The sequence below is a fragment of the Martelella sp. FOR1707 genome, assembly GCF_053484265.1.
This window is the reverse complement of sequence record NZ_JBAKFP010000001.1, coordinates 600,831-617,978: the sequence shown is the minus strand read 5'-3', so window position 1 is coordinate 617,978 and position 17,148 is coordinate 600,831. Positions and strand designations below refer to the sequence as shown.

The following is a 17,148-nucleotide window of genomic DNA, read 5'->3' as shown; positions in this document are numbered from 1 at the left end:
ATTGTCAATCACGAGTTCAGGATTTTTTTGGGGGACTAGAAAGACTGAAAGTCTTCAAAGACTTTCTAAACGCGAAAACGGCGCTGACAGCGGCAGGCCGAGCCTCTGGAGCATCGAATGAGAAGGCGGAACTACATGGGAAGGGCGCCTGGAACGTCAGATTGGCGATACGCTCTTCCGCAAAATCAGGCGGTGATCGAGCACGATTTTGCCCGAAGTTTCTGCGCCCTCGTAGGTTTGACGAAACAGCTCTTCCGCGCCCCGACGCCCCATCTCAAAGCGCGGGACGGCTACAGTAGAGAGCGGCGGAAACATCATGCCGGTCAGTTTAAGGTCGTCAAATCCAAAAAAAGAAATGTCATCGGGTATGGTCCGCCCGGTCTGACGCGCCGCCGCCATTGCGCCGATTGCGAGTTCGTCCGTGGCGCAAAACACCGCCGTCGGCCGCGAGCCGCTTTCAAGCGCGGATTTCATGATCGCAAAACCGGAATCGGCGTCGTCGTTGAAGGTCTCGGTCGAACGTGCGCTCGTCAGTTCGACGAGGTCATTGTCACGCATGAAATCGACGTAGGCCGCGCTGCGATCGCGGTATGTCTGGGAATAACCCGGCCCACCGATATAGAAAATCTTCCTATGGCCCATCGCGTAGAGGTGCTCCATCACCTCTCTGGTGGCCGCATGGTTGTCGATCGTAATGCTTGTGATTCCGTCCCGGGTGATCGGTCGCGATACCGCTACGATCTTGCTGCTGAAGTCGGCAATGCCCAAGACCGGCTTCGGGATATTACCGGTCAGACTAATGATTCCGTCGACCACGCCTGTCAGAAGCTGCCTACCAAGCTGGGCTTCGCGCTTTTCCTGCTGCAGTGTTATCCCGAGCAGAACGTTTATCCCACGCTCGGCAAGCGTGCTCACTATACCTTGAATGACATCGGAGTAGAAAGGAGCGGCGATATCCGCGCTGATGACCAGAACCTGGTTTGCCCGACCGTCGCGCAATGCCCGCGCGCGTTCGTTCACCACATAGCCGGTTTCCTCAACGACCTTGTCGATCAGCGCGCGAGTCTCTTTTGCCACCCGAGGGCTGCCAGCCAGGGCGCGACTGACGGTCGAGATATCGACGCCGGCAATACGAGCGATCTCCGCCATCGTCGGTTGGTTGCGGGCCCGCGAACGATCCTTCGACATGTCGGAAGGTGAAGCTGGCATCGTGTCTCCCTTTCGCTGCTATGCGTCTGAAAGACAACTTCTAAATGAGGTGCAATCGATTGTATAGGGCGTCCTCTTCTCCCTTTGCCGGAGGAGCACTGGCACAAAGCGACAACCGTACCGGCAGGCAGTCACAGAGACAATTCTTCATGCGGGACTTTTCAAGCGGGATTTTTCAACCGCGTCTTCTTCAGGCCGCCGGCGCGTTCGAGGATAGCGTAGCCGATTGTCGCGAACTTGCTGTTGATTTCCTTCAGCGAGGCGATCGTCTCCAGGTGCTGGTCGCTTGAATCCATGCTTGCGAGGTTCCCGCTTCGCAGCCTTGCAAGATGCAGCGCCCTGCTCTGGGCCTCCATTTCCGCCACGCGTTGCTTGTGGCGCACCAGACGTTCGGCGGCGGTCGCATTACCGGTCCATGTCACATCATGGGCAATGAGAATGGCCTCGCGGACCGCCTCCACGAGGCCGGCGATCTCCGCTTGCCCCTGTTCGGAGAACCGCAATCCATCCTGGTGCTGGAGCGCCCGCATTTTCTGAAGCTTGCCTGACAGAACATCGCCGCAGCGCTCGATCCGGATCGCGTAGTCGAGGATCTGGTTTATATCCTTCATGTCACTCTCGCCGCCATCGGGAAGCGCTGCGTAAGCGGAGCGGATGCTGGCGAGACTGGCATTCATCTTCTGCTCCAGCGCCAGGATTGCCTCCTTGTCGGTTTGATCCGCCATCACCTCGTCCAGCATAACGGATGCGAGATCGAGCATGCCCGAGAGCTTGTGCTTCAGCGCCGGCAGGGCCAGGCTGATATCATTGGCTGCACCGCGCGGAAGCGGTGTTCCGAGGGATTTCTGAACGACCGCCAGCCGTCGCTCGAACATCACGCAAAGCCTGATGCAGAGCGGACATAACAACAAGAGCGCGAAATTGAACGCAAGATGGCCGGCAAGCATCACTTCGCCGACCGGCCAGAGGATCCATTCTTCAACACCGCTTCTGGTAAAAGCCAGAAGTGCCACGAGCACGACGGCAAGCCCCGACCTCAAAATAGCGACGGATCCGGCGACGGCCTTCGTGCGCTGGCTTTCGGCATTCAGGAGCCAGAGCGGCAGGAGACCGCTTCCGAGGTTGCAGCCGAGCACGAAGCCGAGCGCGCCCACCGGACCGAATGCCGTATGGGCGGCAAAGGCAATGGCGGTGAGCACTGCGGCGACGCTTGAATGCATGACCAGGGTCAGCACGACACCGGCGAGCGCGGCCGTCACCACATCCCTGTTGAGATAGTCGGCCACCGCCGCGACGCCCTGAAGCGAGCCGATCGGCTCGACGGCGCTGCGAATGATCGACAGCGACAGAAGGATCAGCCCGAGGCCGAGCACCACCCGACCGAAATTCCGGATGCGCGGCTTGTGGGCCCTGAGATAGGTCGTCGCGCCGCAGAGGATCGCGAGCGGTCCGAGTGCGGAGATCGGCAGTTGGAGAAAGCGCACGGCAAGGGCTGATCCCATATCGGCCCCGAGCGCGACGACGGCAGCCGACACAAGCGGAATGGCTCCTGCCCCCGCCAAACCCGCCGCCATCAGCATGACGACGGTTGCGCCCTGCATGACGAACCCGAGAACGGTTCCCTTCATCAGGTTGCGCAGATGGGACGAGCCCTCGCTGAGGCTTGAGCGGATTTCAGCGCTCCACAAACGCTCGATCCCGATGCGCATGAACCGCACCGAGAACAGCAGGAGCATCGCTCCACTCATCAACTGAACCAGAAAACCCAAAATCAGCACTTAGCAATCCTCTAGGCTGTTTTCCCCTTAACGTCGCCGCTTTGCATCAAACGTGGATATCTGAACCGGCGGGCACTTTACGGTGCGCCCGCCGGTGCATTGTCGCGTCAGTTCATGCCGAGAAGGTCACGCAGCGTTTCGGCGAGATCCTCGATGGTCGATGCCGGGTCGGCGCCATCGGTGATGTCTTCCAGCGAAGCCGCAATCAGATCGGTTGCGGCAACGCCCTCGGGGCCGGGAAAGGCGTACCAGGGGCCTGCGTAGTTTGCGATCTGGGTATGAGCCACCAAGGCATTGGGGTTTTCGGCATAGAAGTCGCCGAGATATGACTGGTCTTCGATCACCTTGGCGTTGGCGGGCGCATAGCCGGTATTTTCCACGATTATCTTCTGGCCTTCAGGGCCGGTCACGAACGCCATGTATTCCCAGGCGGCCTTCTGCTTGGCCTCATCCTCGGTGAGCATGACGATCGCCGACCCGCCGGTCGGGAAATACACCTTGGACGTGTCGCTGGCTGCGATCGGCAACGGCTTGACGGTGACATCGAACTTGTCGCCCGCGCCTTCGGTGAAACGGGTCTCGAGCGAGGAGCTTTCGAACATGATTCCGAGCTTTCCTGCCGGGAAGGCCTGTCGGGCGTCATTTTCAGAATACGGACGCATCCCAGCTTCATCGACGAAACGCTGATAGAGGCCGGCCGCCTCGATGCCTTCTGGGCTGTCGAAGGTGATGTCGGTCTCGTCCGCATTCATCGGACGCCCGCCATAGGAGCCGAGCAGCGACTGATAGCGCCAGTCGTGACGGGCGATCCATACGCCATCGGCGCCGTCCGGCAATGCACTTATCGCGGCTGCCAGTTCGATGACGCCGTCAAACGTATTGGGAAAGTCGTCCATCGAGCCGCCGGCCTTCTCGACCAGCACGGGGTTGGCGTAGATGACGAGCGTGGAGGCGGAGGTCGCCAACGCATATTGCTGGTCCTGGAACCTGCCGAGAGAAAGCAGCGCGGGCGTGTAGCCCTCGGCCGCCGGGTCTTCGCCGAGGAAGACATCCACAGGCTGGGCCAGGCCGCGGTCTTCCAGAACCCGCCAAAGGTTCAGACCGACATAGGCAACATCGGGCGCGTTGCCTGCGACCGACTCACGAAGAAGGCGCTGAACCCCGTCCTCGTAGTTTTCAGCCGGCCCGTCCAGATTGATCTTGATGTCCGGATGCTCCGCCATGAAGGCCTCGGCAAGCTTTTCCTGCGTGTCGGACCAGATGGTGGGGATGGAATAGTGAACCCGGATTTCGGTTTCCTGTGCGTAAAGGGTAGTGGCGCCGGTCAGGGCGAATGCCGTTGCGAGTAGAATAGTCTTCATGCTGCTTCACTCCTCATTGATGGACTGCGTTGATACTGTTGGAAATCGTCTTTCTGTGTCTCTCATCACCCCTTGAGCCCGCCGGCCGCGATGCCCTGGATGAACTTGCGCTGGGCCAGAAGGAAGGCGACGACGAGAGGCGCGGTAATGATCACGGCGGCGGCCATGAGCGGGCCGACATTGTCGCCGGATTCCTGATCGCGGAAATAAAGGATGCCGCGCGGCGGAGTGGCGAGGTTCGGATCGGTCGTGGCGATCAGCGGCCAGAACAGATCGTTCCAGTGGGCCGTGACCGAGAAGATCGCAAAGGCTGTCGCCGCCGGCATCGCCAGAGGAAAGGCAATGCGCCAGACGATGGCCGTTTCGCTGAGACCATCCACCCGGGCGGCATCGAACAGATCCGATGGAAGCTGCGCGAAAAACTGCCGGAACAGGAAGATGCCGAACGCCGTCGGTATGAAGGGCAGGATCAGCGCCCACATCGTGTCCAGAATTCCGATCTTGGCGAAGCCCAGAAAAATCGGAATCGCGGTGACATGGAACGGCACGAGCAGCGCCATCAGCACGAGGGCGAAGATCAGCCCGCGCGCGGCAAAGCGCCGCTGCGCCAGCGCATAGGCGCAGGGCACGGCAAACAGCACCTGGAAGAACAGGATGCCTGCGACCATCAAGACCCCGTTCCAGAGGAACAGCGGAATGTCGGTTTGCGTCAGCGCATAGGTGAAATTGCTCCATTCGATGCGCGAGGGCAGCCAATGGATCGTTGGCGAGAAGATTTCGTCGCGCGGCTTGATCGATAGCGAAAGCATCCACACGAACGGCAATAGGATCACCGCAGCGCCGAGCGCGAGAAGGAGGGTCGAAACGAAACGACCGGGGATCGTGCGTGTCATCGGTAATGCACCCTCTTTTCGACCACCAGGAACTGGAAGGCGGTGAGCGCCAGAAGGAAGGCGAAGAACACCACGGTAATGGCGCTCGCATAGCCCGCCTTGAAATAGACGAAGCCTTCGCGATAGAGCGCATAGACCAGCGTGTCGGAGGCAAAGGCTGGCCCGCCTCTGGTCATCGTCGCCACGGTCTCGAACACGCGAAACGCATTGGTTGCCGTGATCACCATGACAAACAGCGTCGTCGGCCCGAGCATCGGCCAGGTAACCGTCCAAAACCGCGACCAGCCGCCACCTGCGCCGTCGACCTCCGCTGCGTCGTAAAGCTCGGCGGGGATGGCGGCGAGGCCCGCCATGAACAGCACCATGTTATAGCCGACGCTTTGCCAGATGCCGATCATGGCAAGGGTATAGAGCACCAGTCCGCGATCGCTCAGCCAGTTTTGCGGCTCGCCGCCCATGCTGACGAGGGCCTGGTTCACAACACCCAGCGAGGGATGCAGCACCATCTGCCAGGCCACGGACATGGCGACCAGCGTCGCCGCGACCGGCAGGAAATAGACGGTTTTCATGACATTGGAGAGCCTTGGTGCCCAACCCGCCATCCGGTAAAGGCCGATCGCGACCAGCAGGCCGAAACCGACCGAGAACGGAATGACAATCGCCACATAGAGAAGCGTGTTGGTCACCGCACGCCGGCCGATGCTGGAGGAAAACAGCTTGATGAAATTGCCGATGCCGTTCCAGTTGAATGTCTCTGCGCCGAACTGATAATCCGTGAAGGACAGCACCGCCACGATGATCACCGGTACGAAGATGAAGACGGCAAGCGCCAGCGTCGCGGGACCGACGAGCCAGAGATCGGTGAGCGCCTGGCGTTTTTCCAAGGAAAGCCTCATGCCGCCGACCCCAGACGCTTACCCGTGACGCCGTCGAAGAGATGGAGCTTCTGCGGCTGATAGCCTAGACGGACCTCGCTTCCCGGCGCCGGCACGGCGAAGTCTCCGGGCGCGATCGCGCGGATTTCGGTGCCCTTGCCGCTGCGCAGGCCAAGCACGATTTCCGAGCCGAGATATTCCGCAGTTTCAAGGCTGGCGGTAAGCGGGCCGGCCGCGTCCGGGACAAGATCTTCCGGCCTCAGTCCCGCAACGGACCCGCCGACATCGATGCCGTCGCCCGGCTCCAGGAAGTTGATGGCGTTATGACCGATGAAAGCTGCGACATCCCGGTTTGCGGGGCGCTCGTAGAGGTCGCGCGGCGCGCCGGCCTGGGCCACATGGCCGCCGATCATCACCACGATCTGATCGGCCATGGCCATCGCCTCGGTCTGATCGTGCGTCACATAGACGAAGGCCTTGCCCGTGCGGCGATGCAGGGCGCTGATCTCAGCCCGCATGCGGATGCGCAGACGCGCATCGAGGTTGGACAGCGGCTCGTCCAGAAGGAACAAAGCCGGATCGCGCACCAGCGCGCGACCAAGTGCGACGCGCTGCTTCTGTCCACCCGAAAGCTGCCCCGGCTTGCGGTCCAGCAACTTGTCCAACGCCAGAGCCTCGGCTGCGTCTCCGACCTTTGCCATGATCAGGCGGCGCGCCTCTGCAGTACCCGGCACGAGAGCGCCGACGAGCGGTATCCGTCCGAGTGCCGAGAGATGGCGCATCGTCAGAGGCAACGCGATGTTCTGTGCGACCGTCAAATGCGGATAGAGCGCGTAGGACTGGAACACCATGGCGACGTTGCGCTGGTAGGCGCTCTGCCCGCTCACATCGGATCCGGCAAGAAGCACCTCACCCTCTGTCGGCCGGTCAAGTCCGGCCATAATCCTGAGGCTCGTCGACTTGCCGCATCCGGATGCACCAAGAAGCGCCGTGAAACTCCCCTCCCCGATTGTGATTGAAACATCGTCAAGCACGGTGACGCTGCCAAATCGACGCGTGACGTCTCGCAACTCCAATATCGCTGCCATGTGAAAAGGCTCCTCCCTTTTGGAAGTTTATTTACAACTACCCGAAGCGCATGTCAATTATATGACAGATTTGGCATCCGCCATCAGATGGGAGCAGAGGCGCTCGAGAGCGTCCTCCGCGCTTTCGGCCCTCTCCGTTCCGTCGACATCATGGGCGTCGGCCAAGACGATCACAGGCTTGGAAAAATGGAGCCCGTAGGCGATCTCGCTCAGCGTGCCGTAGGACCCCCCGATTGCCACAAGAACCGCGCAGGACTTGGCGATGATCATGTTGCGCGCTTCGCTCAGTCCGGTGGCAATCGGCAACATGATATCGTCATTGGCCTCGCGCCAGTCATGGCCGGGGAGAAGTCCGACCGTCAGACCGCCTGCGACGCGGCATCCCTTGGCCGCAGCGGCCATGACGCCCGTCCGGCCGCCGCAGATCATCGTCAACCCCAAAGCGCCGATGCCGGCGCCAACATCCTCTGCGATGGAAAGCTTTTCCGCTTCGCACTCGCGTGGCCCGATCACCCCGACGGGAATGCGCCGAGCGCCGGACGTGGCGAGGTGGGCAACCGCCTGACGGGCCGTCAGCTCCACGCCGCCGTCGGGTGAAGGGCCGGGCTCCCAGGCCCAGCCCCACGGGTCAAATCGCCCCTGCGGGCCATAGACTGCGCCTTGGGAAAGAAGATAGGTTGGGTTTGACATTGACGCCTCTTATTTACAAATCTGGATGTGATGTGTAAACTTTCTTACATCACATAGACACGCAGGACAAGCGCATGAAGCCAGACGACCAACGCCAGCAACTGAATTCACGGCAGAACGAAATCCTGATCCGCGCCGAATCTTCCGGTTTCGTGACGATCGAGGGGCTGGCAGAAGAGTTTGGTGTGTCAGCGCAGACCGTGCGGCGCGACATCATCTTCCTGTCGGAGGCGGGACTGCTGCAGCGTTTCCATGGCGGCGCGGGGGCGATCGGCGGCAATGAATCGATCCGCCTCGACCATCATCACAAGCTCAGCGTCGCAATCGATGACAAGGCGCGCGTGGCGGAAGCGGCAATGAAGCTTGTGCCGGAAGGCGCGACCCTGTTCCTCGATGTCGGCACCACCATCGAGGCCGCAGCAACGGCGCTCAACCACCGGCCAGGCTTCAGGATATTCACCAATTCGATGCGCGCAGCCCTCGCATTTGATCCGGCCCACCACGACGTCAACGTTCTCGGACGCAAGGTCGAAGGGCGCGATGGCTCGCTGGTGGGCGAGGAAATCATGCTGTCGCTTGCGGCATTGCGGGTCGACTACGCCCTGATCGCCTGCTCGGCCATCGACAATGACGGGCGCGTGATGGATTTCGACCTTTCGAAGATCGCTGTCAAGAAAGCCGCCATGCACGCGGCCGGCAAGAAGCTTCTGCTTGCCACCCCCAGCAAGTTTGGCCGCTCAGCACTCTCCGCCTTCGCCGACCTCTCCGATTTCGACGCCGTCATCGACGGCAAGGCGGATGCAAGTTTATCGAACGTCTCTGTCGCCAAGTGATCTAGAAAAGATACCGTCTGCGTCGGGTGCCCCCGCTGTCACTCGTTCCAAGACGTTGCGCGAACATCATCAGACGGCATGCGCAACCGGCGCTGCTGCGACGGAGATCAGTTTCCAATGCGGATGATGTCTCTCATGTAATTTCCCTCCATGGATGATCGAGATGGAGGCTTTCGCTCACAAAAAAAACGTGCCGTGCATATCGGCACGAAGACTCACCGGGGCCGAATGCCGTCTGAGAGAAACCCGGCTGCACCCGAGGCGATCGCGCATCGCCCCAGATGTTACTTGCCGGACTCGAACGCTTTAAAGTCCTGCCTTCCCGCGCATCATGTCCATAATATCCTTGCCAATCGTCGGATCCATGACGAGCCAGACTTGCTCACGGACGCCTTTTGCGAGGGTCGCAAGTTGTTCGTCAGATGGCGTGATCACAGTGATGCCCGATGCCACCATCTCATCCATGGACTTCCTGTCGGCCTCTCTCGCCATCTCCATGCTTTCCATCGCATATTTGGTTACGATATCCCTGACGGTTTTCTGGTCCTCTTCGGAAAACGCGTCGAAGGTCTCGCTGTTGGCGAAGACAAACGAGTTCTGGAAGTGGGTATTGTACTGCACCCAGCACTTGGTAACGTCACGGAAATTCGACAGCGTCGAAGCGGGCTGTCCCCCGACCTGGGCATCAACGACACCTGTCTGGAGCCCGAGATAAAGCTCGCTCCACGGAACGGCGGCAGGAGAATATCCGAGCGCCTGCACCAGCTTTTCCCAAGCCTGGTTGCCTGGCGGAAAGCGCATCTTTTCAGTTCTGGAGATACCAAGTTCGAATGGCTCGTCCGGGCATTCTTCGCTGAACCCTCCGCCCCCGAAACCTTGGGCAACCACGCCGAGGGCGGTCAAATTGCTCTCACTCATCAGTTCGGCCATAAGATCGAACATGTAGGCATCATCGCCGAAATAGGCTTTCTCGGCTTCGGCATAGTTCATGACGGAGTAAGGGAGAACACGAACGTTGAGCCGCGGGTCGGACGTCGCCGCGACGGGCTGGGTCGCAAAATCGACGATGCCTCTTTCAACCTGCTGCGAGACCTCGTTCCAATCGCCTAGCTGACTTGCCGGAAACACATCGAACTGAATACGGCCATCCGTCTTAGCTTCTATTTCCTCCGCCATGGCATTGGTGGTGGTATCCACAATCGAGCCGATCGGCTCGAAATGCGACCATTTCAGGCGCTTTCCATCTGCCTGCGCACTTCCCGCCACCGCGAGAATGCCGATCGCGAGCGCTGCACCTTGCAGCAGGCGACCCTTAAAACTGTTGTTCCCCATATCAGGTTCCTTTCAACCCTTGTCATCCTTGAGCAGACACCAGCAACTACCAGCGCGCTCGCCAGCAACAGTATTGAGCGCAATGAAAAAAGGAAAATTTGAAAAATCGCTAAATCTATAGATTCGTCTTATGGGAAGTAGAATGTAAGTAAGCTGCGGAGTCACTTCAAAGCGAGGACATAATTGGAATCTGCTTTCGCAACTCGGCGGTGAACGCGTCGACAAGTAGGGAGAGCGGGCGGTTCGCAGGCGTCATCAGCGACATCGTGTGCGCAATCGCCGGCGAGAACGATCTGAAACACACTCCACCCCGGTCCCCGAAAATCCGCTGATAGCTCGCGGCGGTCAAAGTCTCGCAGATCGTGTAGCAATGACCTTCAGCCACAAGCTGCAATGCAGGAAGAAAGGTCCGCAATTCGACCCGCTGATCGAGCTCAGCGCCTGCGGCCCGGAATGCTTCCTTGATCTGTGTGGTGAGCGTATGCCCGTCATAGAGCAAGGCCATCGGCTTTCCACTCAGATCGGCGGCGGTTACGACGCTTTTCTTTTCCAGAGCATCGCCCCGCGGAAAGGCGCAGACACAAGGAAATTCAAAGGTCTCGGTATCGACCGTCCGTCGTTCCGGAAGCGCTTCGGCAAAGCCCACGTCGTAGTGCTGCGACGCAATCCAGTCCACGACCACCGGAGAAGACCCCATCATCAATGACACTTTCACATCAGGCTTGTGCTCCAGAAAGGTCGAGATGACCTGCGGCATGAGAAAGCTCGACGCAGCGGGATTGCATGCGATGCGCAGTGTTCCTTTTTCGAGATTTCCGATCGCCTGCAATGTTCTTGCGGATTGACTAAGCCGCTCGAGAACGAATTCGGCCTCCTCCATGAAATAGTGGGCTTCAGGCTTTGGCACGAGCCTTCCACGATCCCTTTCAAAGAGCGGGAAACCGATTTCCCCTTCCAGTCCGGCGATCATGGCGCTCACCGCAGGTTGGGTTCGCCCCAATGACCGGCCAGCTTCCGAGACCGAGCCGGTGCGCATGACCTCCACAAAGGTCTGAAGTTGGCGAAAGGAAAGGTTCACGCTCCACCCATAGACAAAACTTATTGACTCAACGATATTTACAATTTGAACCTATGTCCAGCAATTCTCTAGGATGGCCAGACAAACGCGCTTGATCCGAGCGGCGTAATCCGTCTGAGAGCTGACATAATGGAATCTGACTACGCCATCATCGGCGGCGGAGCTGTAGGACTTTCGATCGCATGGGGATTGCTGGAACGGAAGCGATCAGTAACCGTGCTGGACGGCGGCGATGGCAGTTTTCGCGCCAGCCGCGGGAATTTCGGATTGGTCTGGGTCCAGTCCAAGGGAATGCGCCAGCCGCGCTATGGCGCATGGTCTCAGACCTCCGCTGCGGCTTGGAAAGCGTTTGCCGACGAGTTGCGCGAGAACACGGGATGCGATGTGTCGCTCACACAGAATGGCGGCTACGACTTTCATTTTTCCGAAGAAAGCCTGGCCGACACGATTGAAAAATACAAAATCCTAAAGGCACAGCTTAACAACAACTATCCTTTCGACGTGCTGGGGCACAACGAACTGCGAAAGGAAGAGCCCGAGATCGGCCCGAAAGTGGTGGGAGCAATACTTCATCACCAGGACGGTCATGTGAACCCGCTGAAATTTCTGCGCGCCGTTGCAGACGATGTCCGCCGCAAAGGAGGGCGCATCTTGAATGGGAAGACCGTGAACTCGGTCGAACGAAAGGGCGACGGTTTTCGTATCGCATGCGGCGACGGAACAGCTGTTTACGCCGGAAAGGTCGTGCTTTGTGCAGGCTTGGGCGCAGCGGATCTCGGTCCGAAGCTTGGGTTCAAAGCACCGGTTCGTCCGGAGAGAGGCCAGGTTCTGATCACGGAAAAGATGCCGAAACTCATGAACCGGCCATCCCTCTTTGCGCGTCAGGTCAATGAAGGCGGCGTCCAGATCGGAGCAACCAATGAAAGCGTGGGGTTCGACGATGGTGTGACCATCACTGGCATCGCCGGTCTCGCTGCCAAGGCGATCGAGGTCTATCCAGCGCTTCGCAAGGCACAGCTCGTTCGAAGCTGGGGCGCGTTGCGAGTGCTCACGCCGGACGGCATGCCGATATACCAGAAAAGCGGGCAGATGCCGGGCGCCTATCTGGTGACCTGTCATAGCGGCATAACCCTTGCCGCCGCCCATGCTCGCTTCCTGCCGGACTGGCTCGAAGAAGAAGCGCATGCTCCCGATCTTGAGGTGTTCAGTGAAAACCGTTTCGTATTTTCGCAAGCTTGAGCCCGGCGCTCGGAGCGCCCGCATCTCTTTCGCGGGAGAAGAACTCCGGGTTGAGGCCGGCGAAAACCTTGCCGCCGAACTGATGGCGGCGGGCGTCACCCATTTCCGCCATACGCCGGTATCAGGCGCGCCGCGTTCCCCGTTCTGCATGATGGGAGCCTGTTTCGACTGTCTTGTCGAAATCGACGGCATAACCCGTCAGGCCTGCCTCACGAAGGTTCGCGACGGGATGACGGTCAGGATGCCGCCGGCAGGAGAGCAGCGCCATGACTGAGGTCGATCTCATCGTCATAGGCGCAGGTCCCGCAGGCATGTCCTCGGCGCGCTTGGCTGCTGAAACCGGCCTTTCGGTCCTGCTTCTTGACGAACAGCCGCAGGCCGGCGGCCAGATCTATCGGGCTGTCGAGCAGGCATCGGCTCAGCGAAGCGGCGTTCTCGGCGCTGATTTCGCCGGGGGGCTGACCTATGTTCACGGTCTTCAGCATACCAATATCCGTCACCTCAAAGGAGCTGTCGTCTGGCAGGTCGAGCAGAACACGACGGTGAGCTTCACCCATAAAGGCTCAGTCGGCAGCATGAAGGCGAAGCGGCTGCTAATTGCCAGCGGCGCGCTCGAGCGCGCCATGCCGCTGCCGGGCTGGACCCTGCCGGGCGTCATGACGGCCGGGGCGGCGCAGATTCTGCTGAAGCAATCCGGCATGCTTTGCGAGAATGCCGTTCTGGTGGGCAGCGGCCCTCTTCTTTATCTCGTGGCGGCCCAGATGTGCCGCGCCGGTACGAAGCCTCTCGCTCTTGTCGAAACCCAGACGGTTTCTGACCTTGCCGCTGCCAGCGTGCACCTTGACGATGCATTGAAAGGATGGCGTTACCTCTCAAAGGGTCTGAAGCTGATCGCCGAGATCAGGCGGGCTGGTGTGCCGCGCTACAAGGGTGCGAGTGCAATCGCGATCGAAGGTAATGACAGAGCCCGGGCCGTCACCTTCGTTTCCAAACGACGACAACATCGGGTTTCATGCGACACGGTCCTGCTTCATCACGGCGTCATTCCCAACACGCAGATCGCCCGTTCTCTCGGCATTGCCCATCGATGGCATGAGTCGCAGCGCAGTTTCGCGCCGGAAAAGGACTCATGGGGACGCACACCGCTTCCCGAGGTCTTCATCGCCGGCGACGGGGGCGGGATTGGCGGCGCAGAGGCGGCCGGTCTGACTGGAGCGCTCGCCGCACTGGCGATCGCGCATGATCTCGGACACATGGACACGAAAGAGCGTGATCAAAGAGCCATTCCGCTCCGCCGAAGACTTGCCGGAGAACTGGCGGCAAGACCTTTCATCGACCGGGCGTACCCTCCCTATGCGAACGCCTTGGCCCCGTTGGATGAAACGATCATCTGCCGCTGCGAGGAAGTGTCGGCCGGAGACATAAGGCGCTACGCAAGCCTCGGCTGCCTCGGACCGAACCAGACAAAGTCCTTCGGCCGTTGTGGGATGGGACCCTGCCAAGGGCGCTATTGCGGGCTGACTGTTACGGAACTTCTGGCCTCAGAACACGGCCGCTCCCACGAAGAAATCGGATACTACCGGATACGGCCACCTTTCAAACCGGTAACTTTGGGAGAATTATCGGCGCTTGCGGCTGCTTCGCAGAGCGAAACCCAATAGCAAGCTTTCGGAAACAAAAAACAGGGGAACTAACCACGATGAACGGACAAGAAGGCTCCCGGAGTGGAGTCATGTGGTTCTGTTGGAATACGCTTTTAAAAGTGCAGCGCCTCGTGATGCTCGTGGCCCTCGTACTGACCACCCTTGCGATATGTGCCGAGGTGGTGTCACGCTATATCCTCGGCTCATCCATCGTCGGCATAGAAGAGTTGGGCGCCTATATCGCCTTCTGGATCTACTTCATTGGGGCCGCCTACGGCACCTATTCCAGAAGCCACATCACCGCCGAACTGACCCATCTGATCCTTCGCAACCCCGCCCATATGGCAATTGTGAAGCTTTCGACGAATTTCATCTCGTTCGCGCTGCTGGCCTACATCATTCCCTGGGGCTGGCGATTTGTTGAATGGGGCTATTCTCACAACGAACAGTCGGCGGCGACCTTTATCGGCTCGACCTACCCAATCGTCTTTTTCCAGGTCGCCATTTTCATCGGTATCATTCTGATGGCGTTTTACTTCCTCATCGAAACCATCGGCTGGTTCAGGGTCGTCTTCCTGGGCGGCGCGGCCTCTCATAACAGCCTCATGTCGGAACGGGAGGAGCTTGAGACATGGATATAGTCATCCTGCTTTCGCTCGCGATCTTCGCCGCAACGATATTCCTCGGCGTACCGATCCCCTTCGGCTTCCTCGCTTCCACCGTCTTTCTGGTGATCGTGAAGGACTACAATCCCGACTTCCTGCTTCCGGCAGGTTTTGCAACCTTCAATTCCGTCACGCTCCTGACTTTGCCGTTCTTCATCGCCGTCGGCTACCTCGTAACGGCAGGCAGTATCTCGAAGCGACTGATCGGCATTGCCGATGCGTTCTTCGGGCGCATCCGGGGTGGGCTTGGCATTGTTGCCGTTGTGGTTTCATGCGTATTCGGCGCCATTTCGGGAGCTGCGGCCTCTTCCGTCGTCGCCATCGGCACGACGATGATCCCGGAAATGGAAAAACAAGGCTATCCTCGCGGATATTCAGCGGCGTTGATCTCGTCCGCCGCCGTTCTCGCCACCATGATCCCGCCAAGCCTTGCTATGATCATGTTTGCATTCGTCACCGGCCAATCCGTTGCGGCCTGCTTTCTGGCGACCATCGGGCCGGGCGTGCTGCTTGCCATTCTCTTCTGCATTCTCAACCTGATCATGGTCCGCAAGTTTCCGGCGGTTCAGGCGAAAACGCAGCTTTCCTTGAAGGAAACCCTGGGGGACATTCGCAGCAGAAGCAAATCCGCCTTTGGCGCGCTTCTGCTTCCTGTGGTCATTCTCGGCGGCATCTATGGCGGGGTCATGACGCCGACGGAAGCCGCTGCGGTTGCGGTCTTCTACGTCATCTTTCTCAGTCTTGTCGTCTACCGCGAAATGTCGATCAGGCAGGTCCTCTTCGCGCTTCGCACCTCCGCGGTCAGCACCGGCACGATGATCGTGATGACGTTCTTTGCGGCGCTCCTTGGCCGCATCTATGTCATGGAAAGAGTGCCGCAACAGGTCAGCGAGACGCTTCTGGCGCTCTCCTCGAACACGATCCTGATCCTTCTTCTCATAAATCTTCTGCTTATCATCACCGGCATGATCATGGATGAGCTCAGCGGCATTCTGTTGGTCACGCCGTTGCTTTACCCCGTCATCCTTAGCCTGGACGTTCATCCCATCCAGTTCGCAGCCATCATCGGCACAAATCTCGGCATGGGCATGATGACGCCTCCGATGGCCGGCATCATGTATATCGGCGCAAGGGTCGGGAGGGTCACGATCGACAAGATGATCGGCCCCTCGATGATCCTGATCCTGTTCGCCTCGCTGCCCGTCGTCCTCCTGACGACCTTCTGGCCCCCGCTATCACTCTATCTACCCACTTTGCTTGGCGCCATCCGGTAGGCCGGCAGCCCAGTCCTGAAAGGATGTCGAAGACATGAAAATTACCGAGATTGAGATCTTTCCGGTCAAGGTGCCGACGATCATGCCCTACGTGCTGTCCCACGGAACCGTGGGCTATGCCACATCGGTGGTGATCAAGCTTCATGCGGACAACGGCATTTACGGCATCGGCGACACCTCCCCCTCGCCCACCTTCTCCGAGGAAAGCCAGCAATCCGTCGTCAGCGCATTGCGGGACTACCTCGCCCCTGCCATCAAGGGTATGGACATCTACTCCGTCGAAAAGATTCACAAGCGGATGGACGAAGTATTGAAAGGCAATTCCTTCGCCAAGGCGGCAATCGGCATTGCCCTTTACGACCTGATCGGCAAGAGTCTTGATGTTCCCGTCTATCAGTTGCTCGGCGGCAAGGTCCGCGACAGCTTCCCGCTGCTGTGGCCACTGATGGGCGGCGACGCCGATACAAACTGCCGGGAAGCAGAAGAGGCCATGAAACGGGGCCACAGGTCCTTCATGATCAAGGTCGGCCACAACGACCCCGAGGTCGAGGTGGAACGGGTTGCCGCCGTCCGCAAAACCATTGGCGACAAACTTGTCCTGATACCGGATGCAAACCAGGGCTGGACACCGCAGATCGCTATCCAGTGCATCCGCAAGATGGAACCGTACAATCCGGCCTGGGTCGAACAGCCGGTCCCGCGCCACGACGTAGAGGACCTTGTGCGTGTGCGCCGCTCCGTCAGCGCGCAGATTTCCGCCGATGAAAGCCTCTGCTCTATCTATGACGCCATGTCGCTTGCCCGCAGCGGCGCGGTCGACATCGTCAGCATCAAACTGCAGAAAAGCGAGGGCTTTCTGAAAGCCAAAAAGATCGCGGCCATCATGGAGGCGGCCAATATCCCGGTCTTCATGAACAGCATGGTCGAAACCGGCGGCAATGTGGCGGCCAGCCTCCATTTCGCCGCATCCCTCCCGAATGCAATTCCCTATTCCGCCGCACTGATGTCAACCCAACGCTTGCAGGACGACATTTTGAAGGCTGGTAGCCTCGATATTTCCGACGCGACCATCAGGCTCACCGCTCGCCCCGGCCTTGGCGTCGCGCTGGATGAGGCCAAGCTTTCGCAGTACGCAGCTTAGCCTCAGAGCTCAAAACTATGTACCGGGCCGGTAGGAGCCGCAATGGCGG

Annotated in this window: 16 protein-coding genes; 7 read left to right on the top strand and 9 right to left on the bottom strand. The window is 59.4% G+C overall.

The features are described from left to right. Positions 1-156: 156 nt before the first annotated feature. From V6765_RS02695 to V6765_RS02665, 7 genes are all read right to left on the bottom strand, one after another. Positions 157-1,209 (bottom strand): LacI family DNA-binding transcriptional regulator, encoded by a 1,053-nt coding sequence (locus V6765_RS02695; protein WP_448426254.1) that lies wholly within the window; start codon positions 1,207-1,209, stop codon positions 157-159. 161 nt (positions 1,210-1,370) lie between these two features. After that, complete coding sequence (locus tag V6765_RS02690; protein ID WP_448426252.1) at positions 1,371-2,987, bottom strand: Na/Pi cotransporter family protein; 1,617 nt, start codon at positions 2,985-2,987, stop codon at positions 1,371-1,373. 107 nt (positions 2,988-3,094) lie between these two features. Then, complete coding sequence (locus V6765_RS02685) at positions 3,095-4,348, bottom strand: extracellular solute-binding protein (RefSeq protein WP_448426250.1); 1,254 nt, start codon at positions 4,346-4,348, stop codon at positions 3,095-3,097. A 65-nt stretch (positions 4,349-4,413) separates the two neighbouring features. Beyond that, positions 4,414-5,241, bottom strand: coding sequence for a carbohydrate ABC transporter permease (locus tag V6765_RS02680; protein ID WP_448426249.1), 828 nt, complete (start codon positions 5,239-5,241; stop codon positions 4,414-4,416). Beyond that, entirely contained in the window at positions 5,238-6,125 is an 888-nt protein-coding gene (locus V6765_RS02675; RefSeq protein ID WP_448426247.1) for a carbohydrate ABC transporter permease, read from the bottom strand. Before V6765_RS02675 ends, V6765_RS02680 begins: the two co-directional genes overlap by 4 nt. Positions 6,126-6,133: 8 nt before the next feature. Further along, positions 6,134-7,204, bottom strand: a complete 1,071-nt coding sequence (locus V6765_RS02670) for an ABC transporter ATP-binding protein (protein WP_448426246.1) — start codon at positions 7,202-7,204, stop codon at positions 6,134-6,136. A gap of 57 nt (positions 7,205-7,261) precedes the next feature. Then, complete coding sequence (locus V6765_RS02665) at positions 7,262-7,894, bottom strand: TIGR00725 family protein (protein WP_448426244.1); 633 nt, start codon at positions 7,892-7,894, stop codon at positions 7,262-7,264. 74 nt (positions 7,895-7,968) lie between these two features. Here V6765_RS02665 and V6765_RS02660 point away from each other — a divergent pair, with 74 nt between their 5' ends. Further along, on the top strand, positions 7,969-8,727 hold the full coding sequence (locus V6765_RS02660; protein ID WP_448426242.1) for a DeoR/GlpR family DNA-binding transcription regulator: 759 nt from the start codon (positions 7,969-7,971) through the stop codon (positions 8,725-8,727). 306 nt (positions 8,728-9,033) lie between these two features. On the opposite strand, the gene dctP is transcribed toward V6765_RS02660, so the two are convergent. After that, complete coding sequence (gene dctP, locus V6765_RS02655; protein WP_448426241.1) at positions 9,034-10,059, bottom strand: TRAP transporter substrate-binding protein DctP; 1,026 nt, start codon at positions 10,057-10,059, stop codon at positions 9,034-9,036. 166 nt (positions 10,060-10,225) lie between these two features. After that, a complete protein-coding gene (locus V6765_RS02650) occupies positions 10,226-11,137 on the bottom strand; it encodes a LysR substrate-binding domain-containing protein (RefSeq protein ID WP_448426239.1) in 912 nt (303 codons plus the stop codon). Positions 11,138-11,266: 129 nt separating this feature from the next. On the opposite strand from V6765_RS02650, the gene V6765_RS02645 reads away from it, so the two are divergent. Genes V6765_RS02645 through V6765_RS02620 form a run of 6 tightly spaced genes read left to right on the top strand, consistent with a single transcriptional unit; the run spans position 11,267 to position 17,099 of the window. After that, a complete protein-coding gene (locus V6765_RS02645; RefSeq protein WP_448426237.1) occupies positions 11,267-12,376 on the top strand; it encodes an NAD(P)/FAD-dependent oxidoreductase in 1,110 nt (369 codons plus the stop codon). Further along, entirely contained in the window at positions 12,345-12,650 is a 306-nt protein-coding gene (locus V6765_RS02640) for a (2Fe-2S)-binding protein (protein WP_448426235.1), read from the top strand. The genes V6765_RS02645 and V6765_RS02640 overlap by 32 nt, the downstream gene beginning before the upstream one ends. After that, positions 12,643-14,037: an FAD-dependent oxidoreductase gene (locus tag V6765_RS02635; protein ID WP_448426233.1), complete on the top strand. Its 1,395-nt coding sequence runs from the start codon at positions 12,643-12,645 to the stop codon at positions 14,035-14,037. Before V6765_RS02640 ends, V6765_RS02635 begins: the two co-directional genes overlap by 8 nt. 38 nt (positions 14,038-14,075) lie before the next feature. Beyond that, a complete protein-coding gene (locus V6765_RS02630) occupies positions 14,076-14,660 on the top strand; it encodes a TRAP transporter small permease (protein ID WP_448426232.1) in 585 nt (194 codons plus the stop codon). After that, on the top strand, positions 14,651-15,958 hold the full coding sequence (locus V6765_RS02625) for a TRAP transporter large permease (protein ID WP_448426230.1): 1,308 nt from the start codon (positions 14,651-14,653) through the stop codon (positions 15,956-15,958). Before V6765_RS02630 ends, V6765_RS02625 begins: the two co-directional genes overlap by 10 nt. Before the next feature lie 34 nt (positions 15,959-15,992). After that, a complete protein-coding gene (locus V6765_RS02620) occupies positions 15,993-17,099 on the top strand; it encodes a mandelate racemase/muconate lactonizing enzyme family protein (protein ID WP_448426228.1) in 1,107 nt (368 codons plus the stop codon). Positions 17,100-17,148: the final 49 nt, after the last annotated feature.

Coding starts and splice junctions, on each gene's coding strand:
- V6765_RS02665 (WP_448426244.1), bottom strand. CDS start 7,894: ATGTCAAACCCAACCTATCTTCTTTCCCAAGGCGCAGTCTATGGCCCG.
- V6765_RS02685 (WP_448426250.1), bottom strand. CDS start 4,348: ATGAAGACTATTCTACTCGCAACGGCATTCGCCCTGACCGGCGCCACT.
- V6765_RS02660 (WP_448426242.1), top strand. CDS start 7,969: ATGAAGCCAGACGACCAACGCCAGCAACTGAATTCACGGCAGAACGAA.
- dctP (WP_448426241.1), bottom strand. CDS start 10,059: ATGGGGAACAACAGTTTTAAGGGTCGCCTGCTGCAAGGTGCAGCGCTC.
- V6765_RS02635 (WP_448426233.1), top strand. CDS start 12,643: ATGACTGAGGTCGATCTCATCGTCATAGGCGCAGGTCCCGCAGGCATG.
- V6765_RS02630 (WP_448426232.1), top strand. CDS start 14,076: ATGAACGGACAAGAAGGCTCCCGGAGTGGAGTCATGTGGTTCTGTTGG.
- V6765_RS02680 (WP_448426249.1), bottom strand. CDS start 5,241: ATGACACGCACGATCCCCGGTCGTTTCGTTTCGACCCTCCTTCTCGCG.
- V6765_RS02620 (WP_448426228.1), top strand. CDS start 15,993: ATGAAAATTACCGAGATTGAGATCTTTCCGGTCAAGGTGCCGACGATC.
- V6765_RS02645 (WP_448426237.1), top strand. CDS start 11,267: ATGGAATCTGACTACGCCATCATCGGCGGCGGAGCTGTAGGACTTTCG.
- V6765_RS02670 (WP_448426246.1), bottom strand. CDS start 7,204: ATGGCAGCGATATTGGAGTTGCGAGACGTCACGCGTCGATTTGGCAGC.
- V6765_RS02695 (WP_448426254.1), bottom strand. CDS start 1,209: ATGCCAGCTTCACCTTCCGACATGTCGAAGGATCGTTCGCGGGCCCGC.
- V6765_RS02625 (WP_448426230.1), top strand. CDS start 14,651: ATGGATATAGTCATCCTGCTTTCGCTCGCGATCTTCGCCGCAACGATA.